Raw genomic sequence first — 17,993 nt, 5'->3', positions numbered from 1 at the left:
GGCCGAGATGACGCAGGCCATCAATATCCTGCCCGATCTCCATACCCGCCTCGGCCAGCTCGGCCTCTTCCGTTTCGAAGGCGTCAGCCAGCGCTCGGTGATCATCGAGCAATATGAGGGTGTGCTGAGCCTGCTGCCCTCGGTCCCGATGGGTGGCCCCGCGACCGTCGGCACCCGCGAGGGGCGTTCGATGCGCAGCTTCGCGCTGCCATGGATCCCGCATGATGATGTCATCCTGCCCGCCGATATCCAGGGGGTTCCGGCGCTCGGGGTTTCGGATGCGGCCGATCCGCTGGTCGGCGTGATGAGCCGCAAGCTGATGCTGATGCGCCGCAAGCATGCCCAGACCCGCGAATACATGGAGATGAACGCGCTGCGCGGCATCGTGAAGGATGGCGCCGGCAGCACGCTCTACAATTACTTCACCGAATTCGGCCTCGCGCAGATCTCGGTCGACTTCCTGCTCGGCACCGCCGGCACCAACGTCCAGGCCAAGGTCCGCGAAGTGCTGCGCGCCATCGAGGACAATCTGCTGGGCGAGGCGGTGACCAGCGTGCATGCGCTGGTCAGCCGCGAGTTTTTCGACAAGCTGATCGGCCATGCCAAGGTGGAGGAAGCCTACAAGTTCTACGCCGCCACAGGCGCCCAGCCCTTGCGCGAGGACATGCGCCGCAACTTCCCCTTTGCCGGGATCCTCTTCGAGGAATATTCCGGCGCGGTCACGCTTTCCACCAGGGCGAGCGAACGGCTGGTCCCCGCAGGCGAAGGCATCGCCTTCCCGCTCGGCACTATAGACACATTCACCACCTATGGCGGCCCGGCGAACCTCCTAGAAACCGCCAATACCATCGGCCTGCCGCTCTATGCCCGCCAGCATCTCGACGAGAAGGGCCGCTGGATCGACCTGATGACCGAGGCCTCGATCCTGCCGGTGAACAAGCGGCCGCGCCTCGCGATCCGGATCCACAGCTCGAACTGACGGGTTCGCCGGTGTCCGTCTTCGCCAACGCCATGGACCGCATCTTCAACCATGCCGCCATGGCGGTGCCAGCGCTGTGGATCTCGGCCGCCACGTCTGAGGAGCGCACGATCCGGATCATCGCCCGCGCCCCGGACCGCGTCACCGAGTTCGGCGCCGGGCGTTTTGTCAGTGACACCACCATGGTTGACGTCCGCGTGGCCGACCTGCCCGCGCCGCGTCCGGGCGATGTGATCGTCATCGGCACGGACAGCCATGTGATTCAGGGCGAGCCGCTGCGCGACCGCGAGCGGCTGATCTGGACGCTGGACCTGAGGCCGGCATGAAGCTGAAGCTCGAGATCACCGACATCGCCGCCCTGATGCGGGCCGAGGTCCGTGCCGGCGAAAAGGCCGTCACCACCGCCATGCGCGAGGCAGGCATCAGCCTGAAATCCGCCTGGCGCGGCCAGATCAGCGGCGCGGGGCTGGGCACCCGGCTCGCCCGCACCATCCGCTCCGAGACCTATCCGAAAGCGAGGCCCAGCCTGAACGCCGCCGCGCTGGTCTGGTCGAAAGCTCCGGTGATCGTCGGCGCGCATGATACCGGGCCGCTCATCCGATCCCGGGGCGGGCTGTGGCTGGCGATCCCGCTTGAGGCGGCCGGCAAGGGCCGAGGCGGCAAGCGCCCGACCCCGCGTGAATGGGAAGCCAGGACCGGGCTGAAACTGCGCTTCATCCCACGTCGCCGTGGCCCGAGCCTGCTGGTCGCCGAGGGGCGGCTGAACACGAAAGGCCGGGCGGTGGCGTCACGGTCGAAGACCGGGCGGGGGCTGACCACCGTGCCGATCTTTCTAATGGTGCGACAGGTACGCCTGCGCAAGCGGCTGGATCTGGCAAGGGACGGGGAACGGGCGGTGAATAGTGTCCCGGCGCGGATCGTGAAAAACTGGACGGAGGGGTAGCTGTGACGCTGGCCTGCGTCACTTCTGCTCCATCAGCTCCGCGAGCTGGCCGCCGGTCTTCTGCACACTGGCCAGCAGCGCCTTCCAACCGCCGGGCGGGTTACCGTCCTCGAGCATCCCCTTGAACACCCGATAGGCATCGGTTCGGCTGTCATAGGCACGCAGCGTCCTATCATCGTTCACCCATGCAAAGATGATGATGCGGCTTTCGGCGTGGTAGCGAAAGAACAGCCGGTACTGCTGAAAGAACTTGGCCCGGAACCAGTGCCGGTGCTCATCGCCCAGCGTGTTCCCCTGCCGGAACCTTGCATCGGTGGGGTCGGACGGGATCTCCTCGAAGATCAGCTTGCTGATTGCCGCCAGCCGCTTGGTCGCATTCTTTTTTCGATAACCAGCGGGGTTGGCGGCCTTGAGGGCCGCGACCTTTTCGACAAGTTCCGCCACCTGTTCAAGGAAAAGCGGGTGCGCGAACAGGGTCCATCCGTTCACGACCAACGGCACAACGGAACCGTCCGTCATTCATCTTCAGGCGACAGGGCCGCATCAAGATCGAGTTCGACGCTATCGACCAGCTCGGACAGCCTGGCGCGAAGCGGGGCATCAAGTCCTCGGATGTGATCGGGGTTCTGGCTGATATCCTGCGCCAGGAACGTCAGAAACGCGCCGATGGCAGGGTCTTCCCCGGCATCCACAGCACGGCGGAGAAGAACGTCGCCCTCCGGCAGGATCGTATACGAGATGCGATCACGCTTCTTCAGGCCGAGCGCCTTGCGCACGACCCCGGGCATCGTCGTCTGGTATTTGTCAGTTAGCGTGGACTCGACCTTGAGTTCGGCAAGCATGTGATTCTCCCTCACGACGCCAACACAAGGTAAGGCAAACGCATTACCTATTCAAGAACGCCCTGCGCAGTTTGCCGGCTGGCGTTCCGAACATTCCGCAAAACCGGTGCTTCAATGTCCACGACACGCGAAACCGTCCTCGCCGCGCTGCATGCGCGGCTGCAGCCGCTTGCCGCCCTGGTCCTGCGCGATGAGGCGCTGCCGGAGCGGATCCCGGCGGCGGGGCTGATCATCCTGCGCGACGGCCAGCCCGGCGAGCCGGAGGTCACTCTCTCGCCCCTGCGTTATCACTGGCAGCACCGGGCCGAGCTTGAGGTCGTCGTCCAGGCCGGCATCGGCCGGGCCGGCGCTTTTGACGACCTGATCGCCACCATCGGCGCGGCGCTGGATGGTGACCGGACACTCGGCGGGTTTTGCGACTGGGTCGAACCCGAAGCCCCGGCCTTGGTCGATCTGCCCGTCGAGGGCGCGGCGGCGCTGAAGGCAGCGGTGATCACCGTCGTGCTGCATTATACGACCACCGGGCCGTTGGCCTGACACCCCTACAGTGAGGAATCCCCCATGGCACGCGCCCAAGGCGCGCGGTCGCAACTCGCGGCTGCGTTCGAGACTGTTTATGGCACCCCGCCCGCCAGCGGCTACACCCGCCTGCCCTTCGCGTCCTCGACGCTCAGCGCCGAACAGCCGCTGCTCGGCTCGGAGCTGCTGGGCTATGGCCGCGATCCGCTGGCGCCGGTCAAGGATGCGATCACCGCGGATGGCGATCTGACTATTCCCATCGACGCCGAGGGTTTCGGCTTCTGGCTGAAGGCCGCGTTCGGGGCGCCGGTCACGACCGGAACCGCGCCGGGACCCTATACGCATGAATTCCGCTCGGGGAGTTGGACGCTGCCGTCGATGGCGATCGAGACCGGCATGCCGGAGGTGCCGCGCTTCGCCATGTATTCCGGCGTGATGGTCAACCAGCTCAGCTGGACCATGCAGCGTTCCGGCCTGCTGACCGCCAGCGCCCAGCTTGTGGCGCAGGGCGAGACCGTGGCCAGCACCTCGCAGACCGGCACGCCCACCGATCTGGACCTGATCCGCTTCGGGCATTTCAACGGACAGGTCACGCGCAATGGCGTGGCGCTGGGCAACGTGATCTCGGCCCAGATCACCTACGCCAACAATCTCGACCGGATCGAGACCATCCGCAGCGACGGCATGATCGATGGCGCCGACCCGTCCATCGCCGCGCTGACCGGCCAGATCGAGCTGCGCTTCGCCGACATGGTGCTGATGAACCAAGCCGCCGCTGGCGGGCCGTGCGAATTGGAATTCGCATACACCCTGACCACCGGCGAAAGCCTGACCTTCACCGCCCATGCCGTCTATCTGCCGCGTCCGCGCCTTGAGATCAGCGGCCCGCAGGGTATTCAGGCCAGCTTCGACTGGCAGGCAGCGAAGGCCGCCAGCCCGGCGCGCATGGCGACCATCACCCTTGTCAACAACAACGAGGAATATTGAACCATGATCCGCTCCTTGGAGGCCGGGACGGAATTGCCCTATGATGCGGCCCGATTGCCAAAGGAGAAGGTCCGCGCGATGACACCTGCCGACATCATGGCCGCATTGGAACACCGAGGGCCATTGCCACGCGAGGCGCTGGAAGCGGCGGGGCAATCGCGCGAGGCCATGGTCCCTGTCTTTCTTGACTATATCAAGCGGCTGCAAGCCGTGCATCCCGACGATCTGAGAGGGATGAATGCCTTCATATTCATCTTCTTCCTGCTGGCGGAATGGCGCGAAACCCGCGCTTATCGCCCACTGGCCCAGATGCTCCGAAGCGATCCGGCGTTCCTGGAGGAAGTGCTGGGGGATACGATCACCGAAGACTCGGCCCGCGTCATGGCCGGCGTGTTCGACGGCGACCTGCAGCCGCTGTTCGACATCCTTCTCGATGATGCGGCCGAGACCTTTCTGCGCGGCGAGATGTTCGACACATTGGCCATTCTCGCCCTGCAAGACCCGACCCTCCTTCCACAGATCACGACCTTCCTGACCGAGTTCTTCGACCGGGGCAGCACCGCCACAGACGAGAATGTCTGGTGGGCATGGACGGAATGCATCGCCGCCCTTGGTCTTTCAGACATGGAAACCGCAGTGCGCGCAGTGTTTGACCGTGGCCTGATTCCCCCGAATCACAGTGGATTCGAGGATTTTGCCAAACGGCTGCAGGCAACCGTGGCGGCCGGGCACCCCGCCTGGTTCACCGGCCAGCGCAGCAACAACCCGGTCGAGGACACGATTGCCGAACTGGCGACCTGGTATTGCTTTTCACCGGAATATCTCAAGAAGATGGCCGACGAGCGTCTGGCCATAACCTCGAACCTGATGCCCGACAGAGAAGACCCGTTTGATGACATCATGGCCGAGAAGACCGGCCGCAATGATCCCTGCCCTTGCGGCAGCGGCAAGAAGTTCAAGAAATGCTGCCTGCAATAATCTGACACGTCCATCACTTTCGCCGATCAACCTTCAGGCGGCGTGCTCCGGCACGTCGCCTTTTCATTTGGAGAACCACGCATGATCCGACTGAACATGACCACCGACGCGCGCTGGGTCGATCTGCTGCCGGGGCTGCGCCTGGTGGTCTGGCCCGTGACCACCACAATCATGGCGGCTGCCCGCGCGGATGCGGCGCTCGATGATCTCGACGACAGCTCGCCCAAGGAGATGCTGGCCGTGACCATGGCGCAGGCCGTGGCCCGGCGCATCGTGGTCGACTGGACGGGCGTTGGCGACGGTGATGGCAACCCCCTGCCGGTGACGCCCGAAGGCATCGACGCGCTCTTGAACATCTGGCCCGTGTTCGAGGCGTTTCAGGACAAGGTTCTCGGCCCCTATCTGGTGCTGGATGCGGAAAAAAACGTCTCCGCGCCCTCGCGGAATGGCATTTCGACGGGGGCGACCGATATTGCGCAGCCTGCCCCGGACGCTGCCCCGACTGCCCTGCCCGGCTGAACGCGCCGCAAAGCCATGAAGGCTGGCAGGTCTGGGATCTGGCCAGCCGGATGAGTGGGCAGCTGCGGGCGATCCCCGGAGCGGTTCTCGGCTGGGACATGGGCGCGGCGCTGGAAATGGGCCGCGCGCTGGGCATTGCACCGCTCGCGGTCGTGGAACTGCTGCCGGTGATCGAGGCGGAAATGATCCGCCAGACCAACCAGAAGATCGAGGAAGGCAGAGGCGATGGCCGAGAAGAAAGTTTCCGTTCGTCTGGTCGCTGAGAACGGACGCCAGGTCCGGGCAGAACTGGAAGGCGTCGGCAATGCGGGTGCAGAGAGCTTCAAGCGCATGTCGGCCGAGGTGGATCACGCCGGCATCATGCTGCGGCGTTTGGCCGGCATTGCCGCAGGCGCGCTCTCGATCCGCCAGGTGGCCCAATATGCCGATACATGGACCGACCTGCGCTCGCGCGTCGATCTGGCGACCGGATCGCAGGAAAAGGGCGCGGCCGTCATGGAGCGGCTGGTCGCGATGGCGCGGCGCACTTATTCCGATCTTGGTCAAACGGCGGAAAGCTGGCTCGCCAACGCGACCGCGCTGCGCGAGCTGGGCCTGTCCACCGCCGAAAGCCTCGATTTCACCGAGGCGCTGAACAATGCCATGGTGGTCTCGGGTGCCAAGGCCGAACGGGCGGCCTCGGTCCAGAATGCGCTCTCCAAGGCCATGGCGCTGGGCAACCTGTCGGGCGACAACCTCAATACCGTGATTCAGACCGGCGGCCGGGTGGCCGAACTGCTGGCGGCGGAACTTGGCACCACGGTTTCCGGGCTGCGCCAGATGGGCACGCAGGGCGCGATCACCGGCGATGTCATCCGCACAGCGCTGGTCGGCAATCTGGAGCTGCTGCGCGAGGAGGCCGACAGCATGCCGGCAACTATCGGCGATGCCTTCACGCTGATCGGCAATGCGGCGCTGCAACTGGTCGGAAGCTGGGATCAGCTTCTGGGTGCCTCCTCCACCGTCGCCTCTGTGCTGATCCTTGTCGCGGACAATATCGAACGCCTCGCCTCGGTCGCGATTGCCTTCGCCGGCTTCATGGCCGGGCGCTGGGTGGCGGCTTTTGTCGCCGCCCGTGTCGCGACCTTCAGCCTGTCCACGGCGCTGACCGTGCTGCGCGGGGCGCTGATCCGCACCGGCATCGGCGCGCTGATCGTCGCGGCGGGTGAGCTGATCTATCAGTTTTCCTCGCTGGTCAAATCGGTCGGCGGCATCGGCACGGCGTTCAAGCTGCTGGGTGGCGTGGCCCGAGAGGTCGGCCAGCGCATCGTCCGCTCCTTCCAGGCGGCATTCGCCCTGCTCAATGCGGCCTGGGAAGGATACCGGGCCTATGTCTTCACGGTACTCGACGCCATCGTGACCGGGGCGGTCTCCGCCGTCGACCGATATGTTGCGGTCTGGCACGGCGGGTTTGAGGCGATCAAGGCGATCTGGGGTCTGCTGCCGGATGCCATCGGCGATCTGGCCTTCAAGGCGGCAAACGGGCTGATCGCCGGGGTCGAGGCGATGCTGAACGGCGTCGTCACCCGGATCAACAGTTTCATCGGCGGCATCAACACCGCCCTCGCCATGCTGCCCGAATGGGCGGTCGGCGAAGGAGGCGCACAGATCGGCCTTCTGGACCCGTTCAGCATCGGCCGCATCGACAATCCGTTCGAGGGATCGGCATCCGAGGCGGGTTCCGCCGCCGCCGAGGCGTTCAGCGCGGCATGGGACAGGACCTATTTTGAGTCGCCCGACCTGTTCGGCGATCTTGCCGATCAGGCGGCCGCGGCTGCCTCCGCCCATCTCGAGGCCGCGCAGGCTCTGGGCGCGGCGGCAGTCGTGCCGCTGGAAAGCTGGCAGGCGCTGAAGGATGCCGTCACCGCCTCGGGCGAGGACGGCGCAAACGCTCTGGACGATGCCGCTGGCGCAGCCGAGCGGGTTGCCGGCGCCATGGATCGCGCTGGCAGCGCCGCAGGCCGGGCCGGTGCTGCTGGCAAGAAAGCTGGCGAAGACACTGCAAACGGCGCGGAACAGGGGAAACAGGGATGGGACGCGGTGGTGGCCTCGCTCTCCGACTATGCGGAAAAGGCCCGCAGCATTGGTGGCGATATCGGCAACGCGCTGGTCGGAGCCTTCCAGAGCGCCGAGAATGCGCTCGGCGATTTCGTCAAGACCGGCAAGCTGAACTTCCGCGATCTGGTGACCTCGATGCTGGCCGACATGGCGAAGCTCGGCGCGCGCCGGTTCCTGCTCGGGCCGCTTGCGAATGCGCTCTCAGGGGCGCTGGACGGCATGGGCGGCGGTGTGCTGGCCAGCGTCCTGCATTCGGGCGGCATGGTCGGCGCAGGCGGCACCAGCCGCATGGTCCCGGCCATGGCCTTCGCCAATGCGCCCCGGATGCATTCCGGCGGCTGGGCCGGGCTGCGCTCGGACGAGGTGCCGGCGATCCTGCAGCGCGGCGAGCGGGTGCTCTCGCGCCGGGAGGTCGCCAGCGGCGCAGGTGGGGTCACCGTCAACATCAACGCCCGCGATGCCGAGAGCTTCCGGCAGTCGCGGGCACAGATCAGCGCGGACATTGCCCGCGCCGTCGCGATGGGAAGGAGGGGGATGTAATGGCGTTTCACGAGGTCCGCTTCCCGGACAATATCAGCCGGGGCGCGCGCGGCGGCCCGGAGCGCCGCACGCAGATCGTGAAACTGGCCTCCGGCGACGAGGAAAGGAACGCCAGCTGGGCCAACTCGCGCCGCCGCTATGACATCTCCTATGGCATCCGCCGTGCCGATGATCTGGCGGCGGTGGTCGCCTTCTTCGAGGCGCGCAACGGCCGGCTGCACGGGTTCCGCTTCAAGGACTGGTCGGATTACAAGTCCTGCACCCCGTCCGCGGTGCCGGCGCACCAGGATCAGTTGATCGGGACCGGCAACGGAACCGCGACTGCGTTCCAGCTGGTGAAGCGATATGCCTCCGGGGCGCAGTCCTGGACTCGCTCGATCACCAGGCCGGTCGCGGACAGCGTCAGTCTGGCGCTGGGAAGCGTCGAGCAGCTTTCGGGTTGGTCCGTCGATCCGGCGACCGGCGTCATCACCTTCGCCACAGCGCCCGCCGCCGGCGTGGCCGTGCGCGCCGGCTTCGAATTCGACGTGCCGGTTCGCTTCGATTCCGATGCGCTGGACGTCACCCTCGATATCGAGCGGCTCGGCTCGATCACCTCCATCCCGCTCGTGGAAATCCGCCGATGAAAACGCTCCCGCCCGCCCTGCAGGCGCATCTGGACGATGGCACCACCACCCTCGCCTGGTGCTGGAAGATCACCCGCGCCGATGGCGTGAGCTTCGGCTTCACCGATCATGATTGCCCGCTTGCCTTCGGCGGCACGGACTATGAGCCGGAAAGCGGCCTTTCGGCATCCGAGATCCGGGCCGGGTCCGACCTGTCGGTGGATTCGCAGGATGCCGAGGGGGCGCTGACCTCGGACAGGATCACCGAGACCGATATTCTGGACGGGCGCTGGGACAATGCGCTGGTCGAGGTCTGGCGGGTGAACTGGCAGGCCCCCGGCCAGCGGGCGCTGATCCGGCGTGGCGCGATCGGCGAGTTGCGGCGCGGGCGGCTGTCATTTGTGGCCGAGGTGCGCTCCATGGCGCATGTGCTGGGCCAGACCGTCGGCCGGGTGTTTCAGGGCACCTGCGATGCGGCGCTCGGGGACGGGCGGTGTCGGGTCGATCTGAACGACGCGGCCTATTCCGGGGCGGGCGCGGTGCTCGATCCCGTCCGGGAACGGGTCTTCACCGCCTCCGGCATCAGCGGCTTCGCCAATGGCTGGTTTGCCTTCGGGGTGCTGGAATGGGCATCCGGAGGCAATTCCGGTCGCCGCGACGAAATCATGCTGCACGAGGTCGCGTCCGGGCTGGTCACCATCACCCTGCTGGAGACGCCGGTGCGCCCGGTTGCCAGCGACGACACGTTCACCATCCGCGCGGGCTGCGACAAACGCGCCGAGACCTGCGCGGCGAAGTTCTCGAACATCCTGAACTTCCGTGGCTTCCCGCACATCCCCGGCCAGGACGCGGTTGTCCGCTATGCCACCGCCGATGGCGGCCATGAGGGGGCGGTGCTGTGATGAAACCAGCCGATCCCACAAAGGTCATCGCCGCCGCGCGCGGCTGGCTGGGCACGCCCTATCACGATCAGGCCAGCGTGAAGGGCGTCGGATGCGACTGCCTCGGGCTGGCGCGCGGGGTCTGGCGCGAGGTGGTCGGAAGCGAGACGCTGCCGGTGCCGCCCTACAGCCGGGATTGGGGCGAGATCGGCAGCAGCGAGGTTCTGGCCGATGGCGCGGCGCGGGTGATGATCCGCATCGACCCCGAGACGGCCGGCCCCGGCGCGGTGGTGCTGTTTCGGATGCGTGCGGGCGCCGTGGTCAAGCATGTCGGGATCCTGACCGGCCCCGACAGCTTCATTCACAGCTACGAGCGGCTCGGGGTGATCGAGGAACCGCTCACCACCGCATGGCGGCGGCGCATCGCCTTCGCCTTCCTTTTCCCGCGCCCGGCTCCCGCCCCGCGCAAGAAAAAGTTCTGATCCATGGCGACAATTGTTCTCGGTGCGGTCGGCACAGCCATCGGCGGCGGCTTCGGCGGTGCGATCCTCGGGCTATCGGGCGCCACCATCGGCGGCATGATCGGCTCGGGCATCGGCTCGATGGTCGACAGCTGGATCGTCTCGTCGCTGTTGCCCGGCCAGCGCATCGAGGGCCAGCGCATGGACAGCCTGCGCATAACCTCGGCGACCGAGGGCGTGGTGATCCCGCGCCTCTATGGCCGCATGCGCATCGGCGGCAATATCATCTGGGCGACCGACTTCCGCGAGGAAACCAATGTTCACCGCCAGGGGGGCGGCAAAGGCGGCGGGCAGAAGGTCACCACGACCGAGTACCTCTACTATGCCAGTTTCGCGGTCGCGCTCTGCGAAGGCACGATCACCGGCATTGGCCGCATCTGGGCGGATGGCGAGGTGGTGGATCTCAGAGAGGCGACGTGGCGCTGGTATCCGGGCAGCGAGGTTCAGGCCCCCGATCCCTTCATCGGGGCGAAGATGGGGGCCGGGAACACGCCTGCCTATCGCGGCACCGCCTATGTGGTGTTCGAGGAACTGCCGCTGGCGCGCTTCGGCAACCGCCTGCCGCAACTGTCCTTCGAGGTGTTCCGGCCTCTGGACGATGCCGACACCGCCGAGGGGCTGGTGCCCGCGGTCACCGTTATCCCGGCGTCGGGAGAATGGTCCTACGCAACCCAGATCGTGCGCAAGGCCGGGGACGGCGACAGCGCGGCCGAGAATGTCAACGCCATGGCCGGAACCGCCGACATGGTGGTTTCGCTGGACCGGCTGGAAGCCATGGTGCCAAGGGTCGAAAGCGCCTCGCTGGTGGTGTCCTGGTTCGGCGACGATCTGCGCGCCGGAAGCTGCACGATCCGCCCGAAGGTCGAAATGGCGCAGAAGAACACCACGCCTGCCTGGAGCGTCAACGGCGTGAGCCGCGGCGATGCGCTGGTGGTCAGTCAGGACGATCAGGGGCGGCCGATCTATGGTGGCACGCCAGCGGATTTCTCGGTGCTGCAGGCCATCCGCGAGATGAAGGCGCGCGGGCTCAAGGTGACCTTCTATCCGTTCCTGATGATGGATGTCCCGGCCGGCAACACCCTGCCGGATCCCTGGTCCGACTATGCCGCAACCATCGGCCAGCCGGTGCTGCCGTGGCGCGGCAGGATCACCTGCTCACCTGCGGCCGGTTTCGCCGGGACCGTGGACAAGACCGCCGCCGCCGCGGTGCAGGTCGATGCCTTCTTCGGCAATGCCCAGCCCTCGGATTTCGCAGTCAGCGGCGACAGCGTGACCTGGACCGGCGGGGCGGATTGGGGCTTCCGGCGCATGATCCTGCATTACGCCCATCTCTGCGCGGCGGCGGGTGGGGTCGATGCCTTCCTGATCGGTTCCGAAATGCGCGGGCTGACCACGATCCGATCCGGCGCATCGACCTATCCGGCGGTTGCCGCGTTGCAATCGCTGGCCGCTGCCGTCCGCTCGATCCTCGGCCCCGGCGTGAAGATCAGCTATGCCGCCGACTGGTCGGAGTATTACGGGCACCACCCAGGCGATGGCTCGGGCGACGTGTTCTTCCACCTCGACCCGCTCTGGGCGGATGCCAATGTCGATTTCATCGGTATCGACAATTACATGCCGCTTTCCGACTGGCGCGATGGCTGGGAGCATCTCGATGCGCTGGCATGGCCGTCGATCTACGACCGCGCCTATCTGCAATCGAACATTGCCGGCGGCGAGGGCTTCGACTGGTACTATGCCAGCGAGGGCGACCGGATCGCGCAGAACCGCACGCAGATCGAGGACAGCATCACACCGGGCGCCGGCGGCAAGGTCATCACCGCGATGCCTGTTGCAGCACCCGGCATCAGCCAAAGTCCCGGCGCCAGTTTCACCACCACGGTGCCATATCGGAGTGCCAGCATCACCCTATCCTGCCGGGTTCAGTTCCCGGCCCTGATCGCGGACGGCATTGTTTTCGAGATCGGCAACTTGAGCAGCGGCATGTTCTTCGGCCTGGCTGGCGGTCAGCTGATCCTGCACGAGATTTTCTCGGCCATCGGACAGACCAGGACGGCCTCGACCCCTGCCGCCTCGCTCGCTGGCAGGACCGCCGATCTGGTCGCATGGTTCGACATGGCAAGCGGCGAGATCGGCTTTGCTATCGACGGGAATGTCGCGGCCACGGCAAGCTTCGGCGGGTCCGTATCCGGCACATGGGCCGCCAACAACGGCGCAGGATATGGCCTTGCCAACGGCCCGGTGCCGGGGTCCAGCACCGTCACGACAGCACTCCCCTGGCCGGGAACGCTGGTCAGCAATCTCAGCATATGGTCGGGCGCGGTCCCGAGTTTCGCGACCTTGCCCGCGGTGGTGCCCGAGCCGTGGATCTTCCGCTACAAGGACATCCGCGGCTGGTGGTCAAACCCGCATCGCAACCGCCCAGGCGGGATCCCCGCAGCGTCCCCGACCGCATGGCTGCCGCAGTCGAAGCCGATCCGGTTTACCGAACTCGGTTGCCCGGCCGTGGATCGCGGCCCCAACCAGCCGAACGTGTTTCATGACCCGAAATCCTCGGAATCCTTCGTGCCCTGGTTCTCACGCGGCTGGCGCGACGATGCCGTCCAGCGAGCCTATCTGGAAGCGACCTACCTGTTCTGGGGTGACGCCGCAAACAACCCGGTCTCGACCGGATATGCCGGCCGCATGGTCGAGGTGGCGGAATGCGCGGCATGGACCTGGGATGCCCGGCCTTATCCGTTCTTCCCGCAACTCGGGGACATATGGGCGGATGGCGACAACTGGCGGCTGGGCCACTGGCTGACCGGGCGGCTGGGCGCGGTGTCGCTGGCGGCGCTGGTGCGTGATCTCTGCCTGCGCGCCGGCATGCCCTCGGCGTGGATCGATGTCTCGGGCCTCACCGGCGCGGCGGACGGCTATGTGATCTCGGCCCTGGAATCGCCGCGGACCTCGATCACCATGCTGGCGCGGCATTTCGGCTTCGATGCCGTCGAGAGCGAGGGGCGCATTCGCTTCGTCATGCGCGGGCGCGCGCCGGTCGCGACCGTCGCTCTGGACGGCATGGCGGCGGGCCGGAGCGACGTGATGGAACTGGCGCGCGGCCAGGAGACTGAACTGCCGCAGGCCCTGAAATGGCAGGTGGCGCGCGCGGACGAGGATTATGACGGCATCACCGTCGAGTCCCGCCGCATTGCCGTGAGCGCCAGCAGGGTATCCTCGGACAGCTTTCCGATGGCGGTGCCGCCCGAGGAAGCCGACCGGCGCTGCCGCCGGGCGCTGATGGAGGCATGGATCGGACGCGAGACCGGAGCCTTCAGCCTGCCGCCCTCGATGCTGGCGCTGGATCCCGGCGATGTCATCGCGCTGGATCACGACGGACGGCTTGCCGAGATGCGCATCCTCACGGTTTCCGATGCCGAGGCCCGCAGCATCGAGACCATCCGCCAGGACCGGGATGCCTATGATCTTCCGCCCGGAAGCCCTCGCCCGGCTGCGCTTGCCCGGCCGGTCGTGTTCGGTGCGCCGCTGGTCGAACTTCTGAACCTGCCGCAACTGCGCGAGGATCTCGCGCCACACCACCCGCTGATCGCCACCCATGCCCGCCCCTGGCCGGGCCAGATGGCGGTGTTCCGCAGCCCCGAGGCTTCCGGCTTCGAACTGCTGACCACAGTCAGCACCCGGGCGCGCATGGGCGAACTGGTGGCCGATCTCCATGCCGGCCCAACCTCTCGGTTCGACTACGGCAACTCGGTCTATCTCGACCTGCTGTCAGGCACCCTCGAGAGCGTCACCGACCTGCGCCTGTTCGCTGGCGAGAACGCGCTCGCCGTCGCGCAGCCGGGCGGCGGCTGGGAGATCCTGCAATTCGGCGCCGCCGAACTGATCGCCGCCGGCCGCTATCGGCTCTCGCGGCTGCTGCGCGGTCAGCGCGGCACGGAGGCCGACATGGCAGCGATGGTGCCGGCCGGTGCGCGGGTGGTGGTACTGGACGCAGCGCTGGCCCCGCTGCCGGTGAGCCAGGCCGATCTGGGCATGCCGTGGAACTGGCGCGTCGGGCCATCTTCGCGGCCGGTCAGCGACGACAGCTTCACCGCGCGGGCCTTCACACTACGCGGCACGGGTCTGCGCCCGTTCGCGCCCGTGCATGTCGAGCAGCCTTGGCGGCGCGCGCGCAGCCCCGGCGACCTGACCATCCGCTGGATCCGTCGCGACCGCTCGCTCGCCGCCGACAGCTGGAACGCGGTCGAGATCCCGATGTCCGAGGCTGGCGAGTCCTGGCGGGTCGAGATCCTCAACGGCGCAACCGTCAAGAGATCCTTGACGACTGTGACCGCCAGCGTGGTCTACACTGCGGCGCAGCAAACCGCCGATTGGGGCGCACCGCTCGCCCCCGGTGCGTCCCTCGATATCCGCATTGCCCAGATCGGGCAGGCGTTCGGTGCCGGGGCGGCCCCTGTCACCACCCTCTGGTTCTAAACAGGAGACAACCCATGCCTGACACCACAGCGCATCTCGCGCTGCCCTTCATCATGGCCGCGCAGGCACAGAAGCACGTGACCATGAACGAGGCGCTACGACTGCTCGACGGCATCGTGCAGCTATCCGTTCTCGACCGCGATCTGACCGCGCCGCCGGCAAGTCCGGCCGAAGGCGACCGCTATATCGCAGCCAGTGGCGCGACGGGCGCGTGGGCTGGCTGGGACCGCAGCATCGCCTACTGGATCGACGGCGCCTGGATGCGGATCCTGCCGAGCGCCGGCTGGATGGCCTGGATCGAGGACGAGGCGCAGGCCATCGTCTGGACCGGATCGGCGTGGATCCCGGTTGTGGATGCCATGGGCTTCATCGCGCAGGCAGCCTCGGTCGCCGTGGCGCGGGAGGCAAATGGCGCGACCACCGGCATCGCGGTGCGGGAAGAAACCCTGACCGGCCTTTCCGGCACCAGCCGGGACTCGACCATCGTGATCCCCAACCGCGCCATCGTGCTCGGCGTATCCGTGCGGACCGTGACCGCGGTGCTGGGCGCCAGCTCCTTCGACTGCGGCATCAGCGGCGAGCCCTCGAAGTTCGGCGGCGCGCTCGGCGTGGCCGTGGGCAGCAGCAATATCGGCGTCATCGGGCCCACCGCCTTCTATGCCGACACGCCCGTGCGGCTGACAGCCAATGGCGGCAGCTTTGCCGGCGGCGCCGTTCGCATTGCCATCCATTACCTGACCTGCGCCGCACCGGGCTGAACCTATGGGAGAGAACGTGATGGACACCATCCGCGAATGGTGGGGCGCGATCATGGCGGCAACCGGGCTGGGCGTCTGGCTGGTCCGTCTTGAGGGGGCGAGCAAAACCGCGCTGCGGGAGGTCGAGCGGCTGGAAAAGCAGCTCGACGCCGATCGCAAGGCTTCCTCCGAGAGCCGCCGCGAACAGAACGAGATGCTGCGCGAGATGCGCGCCGACATCAAACGCCTGCTCGAGCGCAGCGGACCCGCCCGCGACTGACCGACGCCCAACCCGACCATCCACCCACCCCGCCAGCGCGCGGGGTTTTTGCATTGGAGAACAGCATGCCTGTGGCGAAAGAAACCATCGAACACGTCAAGCGGTGGGAGGGCTTGCGGCTGGAAGCCTATCCCGATCCGGGCAGCAAGGACGGCACCCCCTGGACCATCGGTTACGGGCATACCTCGGACAGCTTCCTGAAGGTCCGCAAGGGCCTGAAGATCACCGAGGCGCAGGCCGAGGCCGCGCTGGAGCACGATCTGGGCGAGGCCGAGGATATCCTGCGCCGGCTGGTCAAGGTGCCGCTCACCGATGGGCAAAGGGCGGCGCTGACCAGCTTCGTCTTCAACATCGGCGAGGGGCAGTTCGCTGGCTCCACCCTGCTCAGGAGGCTGAACGCCGGCGATCATGATGCCGTCCCGGATCAGCTTGCGCGTTGGGTCTATAACGATGGCAAGAAGATGACCGGGCTGGTCAACCGCCGCGCGGCCGAGATCGGTCTGTGGTCGAAGGGCAGTTTTGTCTCGTCGCGCACGGTCGAGGCCGCCGTCCCGCCGCTGGTCGAAAAGCTGGTCACGCCGGAGGTGCTTACGGCAGCCGGCGGTGCGCTGGCCGGTTTGACCGGGACGCTGCAGGGCGACGGGCCGGTCTCCTTCGCGCTGGCGGTGCTGATCGTCATGGCCGGGGCCTATGTGCTGTTCCGGCTGATCAGGCGGGCCTCGTGATGCTGGCCCGGATCAAGTCCTGGCTGGCCATCACCGCCGCCGCCCTCCTGTTCATCATCGGCGCGCGCCGCAGCGACGAAAAGGCCGGACGCGCAACCGAGCGTCTCGAATATCTGGAAAGGACGAATGATGCGCATCAAAGGATGCTGGAAGCCGCCAGCCGCCGCCCTCATGATCGCGATGCTCTTGCTGACCGCCTGCGCGACGGCAAGTTCTGACAACGCACTCTGCCCGCCCGTGGTGGAATACAGCGCTGCCGACCAGACCCGCGCCGCGGCCGAGGTCGAAGCGATGCCGGAAAACGCGGTTCTGGTGCGGATGCTCAGCGATTATGCCGTCCTGCGCCAGCAGGCGCGGGCCTGCAGGTGAAATCCGGGCCGGGCAGGTGCCATGCGGGAAGCGCCAGACTCCTCGACCGCCAGGCCGCGCCCGGCCCGGTCCACAGGTTCACGATTTCAAAAAACGGCAGGGATTCGCTGCGCTGCAATGGTGGTACAAAGAGCCCTGTACGTCCTGCCCCGAAAAGGGCCTAATTGTGCGCCTGAGAAGAACGGCACCTATTCGGCCATCTGCTCCCTGCTACTTCGGAGCGGAGGAACCGGAACGATGCTTTCCCCACGCCCCGTCGCTTTGAGCCCTTAGCGGACGGTCACTACGGCTGCCTAGAATACCCTCGGCTCGATTTCACGAGGGTCGGCCACATCCACATGCCAGAACTGCACCGCACCTTCGGGTAAACTCGCCAAGATCCGCTCTAGGTCGGACTTCCTCGTGTAGCGACGCAGGGACCACGCTGTCGCCTCAATGGCATTGTCGGGCGTCAAATTATGGTTTTGCCTGACTTTCTTCACCTCTTGCACCAGGGCTTCTCGCTCTACGAACGGCAAAGGGGGCATTTGAACCTGCCAGCCTGCAACAAAAACCGCGCGCGGGATCGCAGGCAGGACAGATGCGAAATCGAGTCCTTGCTGGGCTGTGAGCCGTCGCCGAAAGACCTGCAATACCCCATCCATCGCGGTATACGCCGAATTATCGGAGATGAGGTCCATACGGTCCCGTAGATCATCCAGTATTGCCCGCCATTCCTTTGACGCATGGCGGTAGGTCCAGGGCATCGGCATAGTTGTCGCTTACTTTCTGTCAGGTCGGCCATCATACGACACCTAATACCTTTGCCGGAGTCAAAGCGGACCTTTTCAGATATTGGGATATCAACGGGGATGGGCAGATACAGACCGAGGAAATTGCTCAGATCGCTCGCAGCGAATTCACCAGTTCCGATACTGATGGCGATGGCTTTGTGTCGGGCAGGCAATTGGCGAACGGCTCGACTAGGGCGTGTTAACACTTGATCATGTCGACGA

The 17,993-nt window shown here is 66.3% G+C and carries 21 protein-coding genes and 2 pseudogenes; 20 read left to right on the top strand and 3 right to left on the bottom strand.

Going from position 1 to position 17,993, the window contains the following annotated elements; all coding sequences use genetic code 11:
- From E3D03_RS18520 to E3D03_RS18510, 3 genes are all read left to right on the top strand, one after another.
- On the top strand, positions 1-979 hold a 979-nt coding region (locus E3D03_RS18520), incomplete at its 5' end, for a major capsid protein (RefSeq protein WP_263568173.1).
- An 11-nt stretch (positions 980-990) separates the two neighbouring features.
- The gene (locus E3D03_RS18515) at positions 991-1,305 is read left to right on the top strand and encodes a hypothetical protein (RefSeq protein WP_263568172.1); all 315 of its coding nucleotides are present in this window, start codon (positions 991-993) and stop codon (positions 1,303-1,305) included.
- Complete coding sequence (locus E3D03_RS18510; protein ID WP_263568171.1) at positions 1,302-1,922, top strand: DUF6441 family protein; 621 nt, start codon at positions 1,302-1,304, stop codon at positions 1,920-1,922. The genes E3D03_RS18515 and E3D03_RS18510 overlap by 4 nt, the downstream gene beginning before the upstream one ends.
- Before the next feature lie 18 nt (positions 1,923-1,940).
- On the opposite strand, the gene E3D03_RS18505 is transcribed toward E3D03_RS18510, so the two are convergent.
- Together E3D03_RS18505 and E3D03_RS18500 are read right to left on the bottom strand one after the other, a co-directional pair.
- The gene (locus tag E3D03_RS18505) at positions 1,941-2,441 is read right to left on the bottom strand and encodes a type II toxin-antitoxin system YhaV family toxin (protein WP_263568170.1); all 501 of its coding nucleotides are present in this window, start codon (positions 2,439-2,441) and stop codon (positions 1,941-1,943) included.
- Entirely contained in the window at positions 2,438-2,764 is a 327-nt protein-coding gene (locus E3D03_RS18500; protein ID WP_263568169.1) for a type II toxin-antitoxin system PrlF family antitoxin, read from the bottom strand. The genes E3D03_RS18505 and E3D03_RS18500 overlap by 4 nt, the downstream gene beginning before the upstream one ends.
- Before the next feature lie 114 nt (positions 2,765-2,878).
- On the opposite strand from E3D03_RS18500, the gene E3D03_RS18495 reads away from it, so the two are divergent.
- The 16 genes and pseudogenes from E3D03_RS18495 to E3D03_RS18425 all read left to right on the top strand — a co-directional run bounded on the left by E3D03_RS18495 (position 2,879) and on the right by E3D03_RS18425 (position 16,998).
- Positions 2,879-3,301, top strand: a complete 423-nt coding sequence (locus tag E3D03_RS18495) for an acyl-CoA transferase (RefSeq protein ID WP_263568168.1) — start codon at positions 2,879-2,881, stop codon at positions 3,299-3,301.
- 24 nt (positions 3,302-3,325) lie between these two features.
- Positions 3,326-4,270: a phage tail tube protein gene (locus tag E3D03_RS18490; protein WP_263568167.1), complete on the top strand. Its 945-nt coding sequence runs from the start codon at positions 3,326-3,328 to the stop codon at positions 4,268-4,270.
- Between the two features lie 3 nt (positions 4,271-4,273).
- Positions 4,274-5,068 (top strand): annotated as a pseudogene (locus E3D03_RS18485) (DUF1186 domain-containing protein); the annotation flags it as partial.
- Positions 5,069-5,176: 108 nt separating this feature from the next.
- Positions 5,177-5,248: pseudogene (locus E3D03_RS21425) on the top strand (SEC-C metal-binding domain-containing protein); the annotation flags it as partial.
- Between the two features lie 96 nt (positions 5,249-5,344).
- Positions 5,345-5,767, top strand: coding sequence for a hypothetical protein (locus E3D03_RS18480; RefSeq protein ID WP_318013772.1), 423 nt, complete (start codon positions 5,345-5,347; stop codon positions 5,765-5,767).
- Between the two features lie 50 nt (positions 5,768-5,817).
- On the top strand, positions 5,818-6,030 hold the full coding sequence (locus E3D03_RS18475) for a hypothetical protein (protein ID WP_263568164.1): 213 nt from the start codon (positions 5,818-5,820) through the stop codon (positions 6,028-6,030).
- Entirely contained in the window at positions 5,993-8,404 is a 2,412-nt protein-coding gene (locus tag E3D03_RS18470) for a tape measure protein (RefSeq protein ID WP_263568163.1), read from the top strand. The genes E3D03_RS18475 and E3D03_RS18470 overlap by 38 nt, the downstream gene beginning before the upstream one ends.
- On the top strand, positions 8,404-9,030 hold the full coding sequence (locus E3D03_RS18465; protein ID WP_263568162.1) for a DUF2460 domain-containing protein: 627 nt from the start codon (positions 8,404-8,406) through the stop codon (positions 9,028-9,030). The genes E3D03_RS18470 and E3D03_RS18465 overlap by 1 nt, the downstream gene beginning before the upstream one ends.
- Positions 9,027-9,911: a DUF2163 domain-containing protein gene (locus tag E3D03_RS18460; RefSeq protein WP_263568161.1), complete on the top strand. Its 885-nt coding sequence runs from the start codon at positions 9,027-9,029 to the stop codon at positions 9,909-9,911. The genes E3D03_RS18465 and E3D03_RS18460 overlap by 4 nt, the downstream gene beginning before the upstream one ends.
- The gene (locus E3D03_RS18455) at positions 9,911-10,372 is read left to right on the top strand and encodes an NlpC/P60 family protein (protein ID WP_263568160.1); all 462 of its coding nucleotides are present in this window, start codon (positions 9,911-9,913) and stop codon (positions 10,370-10,372) included. The genes E3D03_RS18460 and E3D03_RS18455 overlap by 1 nt, the downstream gene beginning before the upstream one ends.
- A 3-nt stretch (positions 10,373-10,375) precedes the next feature.
- Positions 10,376-14,887 (top strand): glycoside hydrolase TIM-barrel-like domain-containing protein, encoded by a 4,512-nt coding sequence (locus E3D03_RS18450; RefSeq protein ID WP_263568159.1) that lies wholly within the window; start codon positions 10,376-10,378, stop codon positions 14,885-14,887.
- A 14-nt stretch (positions 14,888-14,901) separates the two neighbouring features.
- Positions 14,902-15,645, top strand: coding sequence for a DUF2793 domain-containing protein (locus E3D03_RS18445; RefSeq protein ID WP_263568158.1), 744 nt, complete (start codon positions 14,902-14,904; stop codon positions 15,643-15,645).
- Between the two features lie 19 nt (positions 15,646-15,664).
- Entirely contained in the window at positions 15,665-15,904 is a 240-nt protein-coding gene (locus E3D03_RS18440; RefSeq protein WP_263568157.1) for a hypothetical protein, read from the top strand.
- 65 nt (positions 15,905-15,969) lie between these two features.
- Positions 15,970-16,629 (top strand): lysozyme, encoded by a 660-nt coding sequence (locus E3D03_RS18435; protein WP_263568156.1) that lies wholly within the window; start codon positions 15,970-15,972, stop codon positions 16,627-16,629.
- Positions 16,629-16,847, top strand: a complete 219-nt coding sequence (locus tag E3D03_RS18430) for a hypothetical protein (RefSeq protein WP_036706839.1) — start codon at positions 16,629-16,631, stop codon at positions 16,845-16,847. Before E3D03_RS18435 ends, E3D03_RS18430 begins: the two co-directional genes overlap by 1 nt.
- Complete coding sequence (locus tag E3D03_RS18425; protein WP_263568155.1) at positions 16,810-16,998, top strand: hypothetical protein; 189 nt, start codon at positions 16,810-16,812, stop codon at positions 16,996-16,998. The genes E3D03_RS18430 and E3D03_RS18425 overlap by 38 nt, the downstream gene beginning before the upstream one ends.
- A 293-nt stretch (positions 16,999-17,291) precedes the next feature.
- On the opposite strand, the gene E3D03_RS18420 is transcribed toward E3D03_RS18425, so the two are convergent.
- Positions 17,292-17,750 (bottom strand): DUF2267 domain-containing protein, encoded by a 459-nt coding sequence (locus E3D03_RS18420; protein WP_263568154.1) that lies wholly within the window; start codon positions 17,748-17,750, stop codon positions 17,292-17,294.
- A gap of 2 nt (positions 17,751-17,752) precedes the next feature.
- Here E3D03_RS18420 and E3D03_RS21420 point away from each other — a divergent pair, with 2 nt between their 5' ends.
- Positions 17,753-17,974: a hypothetical protein gene (locus tag E3D03_RS21420; RefSeq protein ID WP_411969834.1), complete on the top strand. Its 222-nt coding sequence runs from the start codon at positions 17,753-17,755 to the stop codon at positions 17,972-17,974.
- Positions 17,975-17,993: the final 19 nt, after the last annotated feature.

The organism is Paracoccus sp. DMF, from assembly GCF_004407025.1.
Lineage (GTDB): Bacteria > Pseudomonadota > Alphaproteobacteria > Rhodobacterales > Rhodobacteraceae > Paracoccus > Paracoccus aminovorans_B.
The sequence above is the reverse complement of the archived record's forward strand: the minus strand, read 5'-3'. Positions and strand labels throughout refer to the sequence as shown.

Bases quoted from the DNA above. Each gene is read 5' to 3' on its own strand.
- E3D03_RS18505 (WP_263568170.1), bottom strand. From the start codon at position 2,441: ATGACGGACGGTTCCGTTGTGCCGTTGGTCGTGAACGGATGGACCCTG.
- E3D03_RS18430 (WP_036706839.1), top strand. From the start codon at position 16,629: ATGCTGGCCCGGATCAAGTCCTGGCTGGCCATCACCGCCGCCGCCCTC.
- E3D03_RS18495 (WP_263568168.1), top strand. From the start codon at position 2,879: ATGTCCACGACACGCGAAACCGTCCTCGCCGCGCTGCATGCGCGGCTG.
- E3D03_RS18455 (WP_263568160.1), top strand. From the start codon at position 9,911: ATGAAACCAGCCGATCCCACAAAGGTCATCGCCGCCGCGCGCGGCTGG.
- E3D03_RS18425 (WP_263568155.1), top strand. From the start codon at position 16,810: ATGCTCTTGCTGACCGCCTGCGCGACGGCAAGTTCTGACAACGCACTC.
- E3D03_RS18475 (WP_263568164.1), top strand. From the start codon at position 5,818: ATGAGTGGGCAGCTGCGGGCGATCCCCGGAGCGGTTCTCGGCTGGGAC.
- E3D03_RS18445 (WP_263568158.1), top strand. From the start codon at position 14,902: ATGCCTGACACCACAGCGCATCTCGCGCTGCCCTTCATCATGGCCGCG.
- E3D03_RS18465 (WP_263568162.1), top strand. From the start codon at position 8,404: ATGGCGTTTCACGAGGTCCGCTTCCCGGACAATATCAGCCGGGGCGCG.
- E3D03_RS18490 (WP_263568167.1), top strand. From the start codon at position 3,326: ATGGCACGCGCCCAAGGCGCGCGGTCGCAACTCGCGGCTGCGTTCGAG.
- E3D03_RS18420 (WP_263568154.1), bottom strand. From the start codon at position 17,750: ATGCCGATGCCCTGGACCTACCGCCATGCGTCAAAGGAATGGCGGGCA.
- E3D03_RS18460 (WP_263568161.1), top strand. From the start codon at position 9,027: ATGAAAACGCTCCCGCCCGCCCTGCAGGCGCATCTGGACGATGGCACC.
- E3D03_RS18510 (WP_263568171.1), top strand. From the start codon at position 1,302: ATGAAGCTGAAGCTCGAGATCACCGACATCGCCGCCCTGATGCGGGCC.
- E3D03_RS18500 (WP_263568169.1), bottom strand. From the start codon at position 2,764: ATGCTTGCCGAACTCAAGGTCGAGTCCACGCTAACTGACAAATACCAG.
- E3D03_RS18480 (WP_318013772.1), top strand. From the start codon at position 5,345: ATGACCACCGACGCGCGCTGGGTCGATCTGCTGCCGGGGCTGCGCCTG.
- E3D03_RS18450 (WP_263568159.1), top strand. From the start codon at position 10,376: ATGGCGACAATTGTTCTCGGTGCGGTCGGCACAGCCATCGGCGGCGGC.
- E3D03_RS18435 (WP_263568156.1), top strand. From the start codon at position 15,970: ATGCCTGTGGCGAAAGAAACCATCGAACACGTCAAGCGGTGGGAGGGC.
- E3D03_RS18440 (WP_263568157.1), top strand. From the start codon at position 15,665: ATGGACACCATCCGCGAATGGTGGGGCGCGATCATGGCGGCAACCGGG.
- E3D03_RS18470 (WP_263568163.1), top strand. From the start codon at position 5,993: ATGGCCGAGAAGAAAGTTTCCGTTCGTCTGGTCGCTGAGAACGGACGC.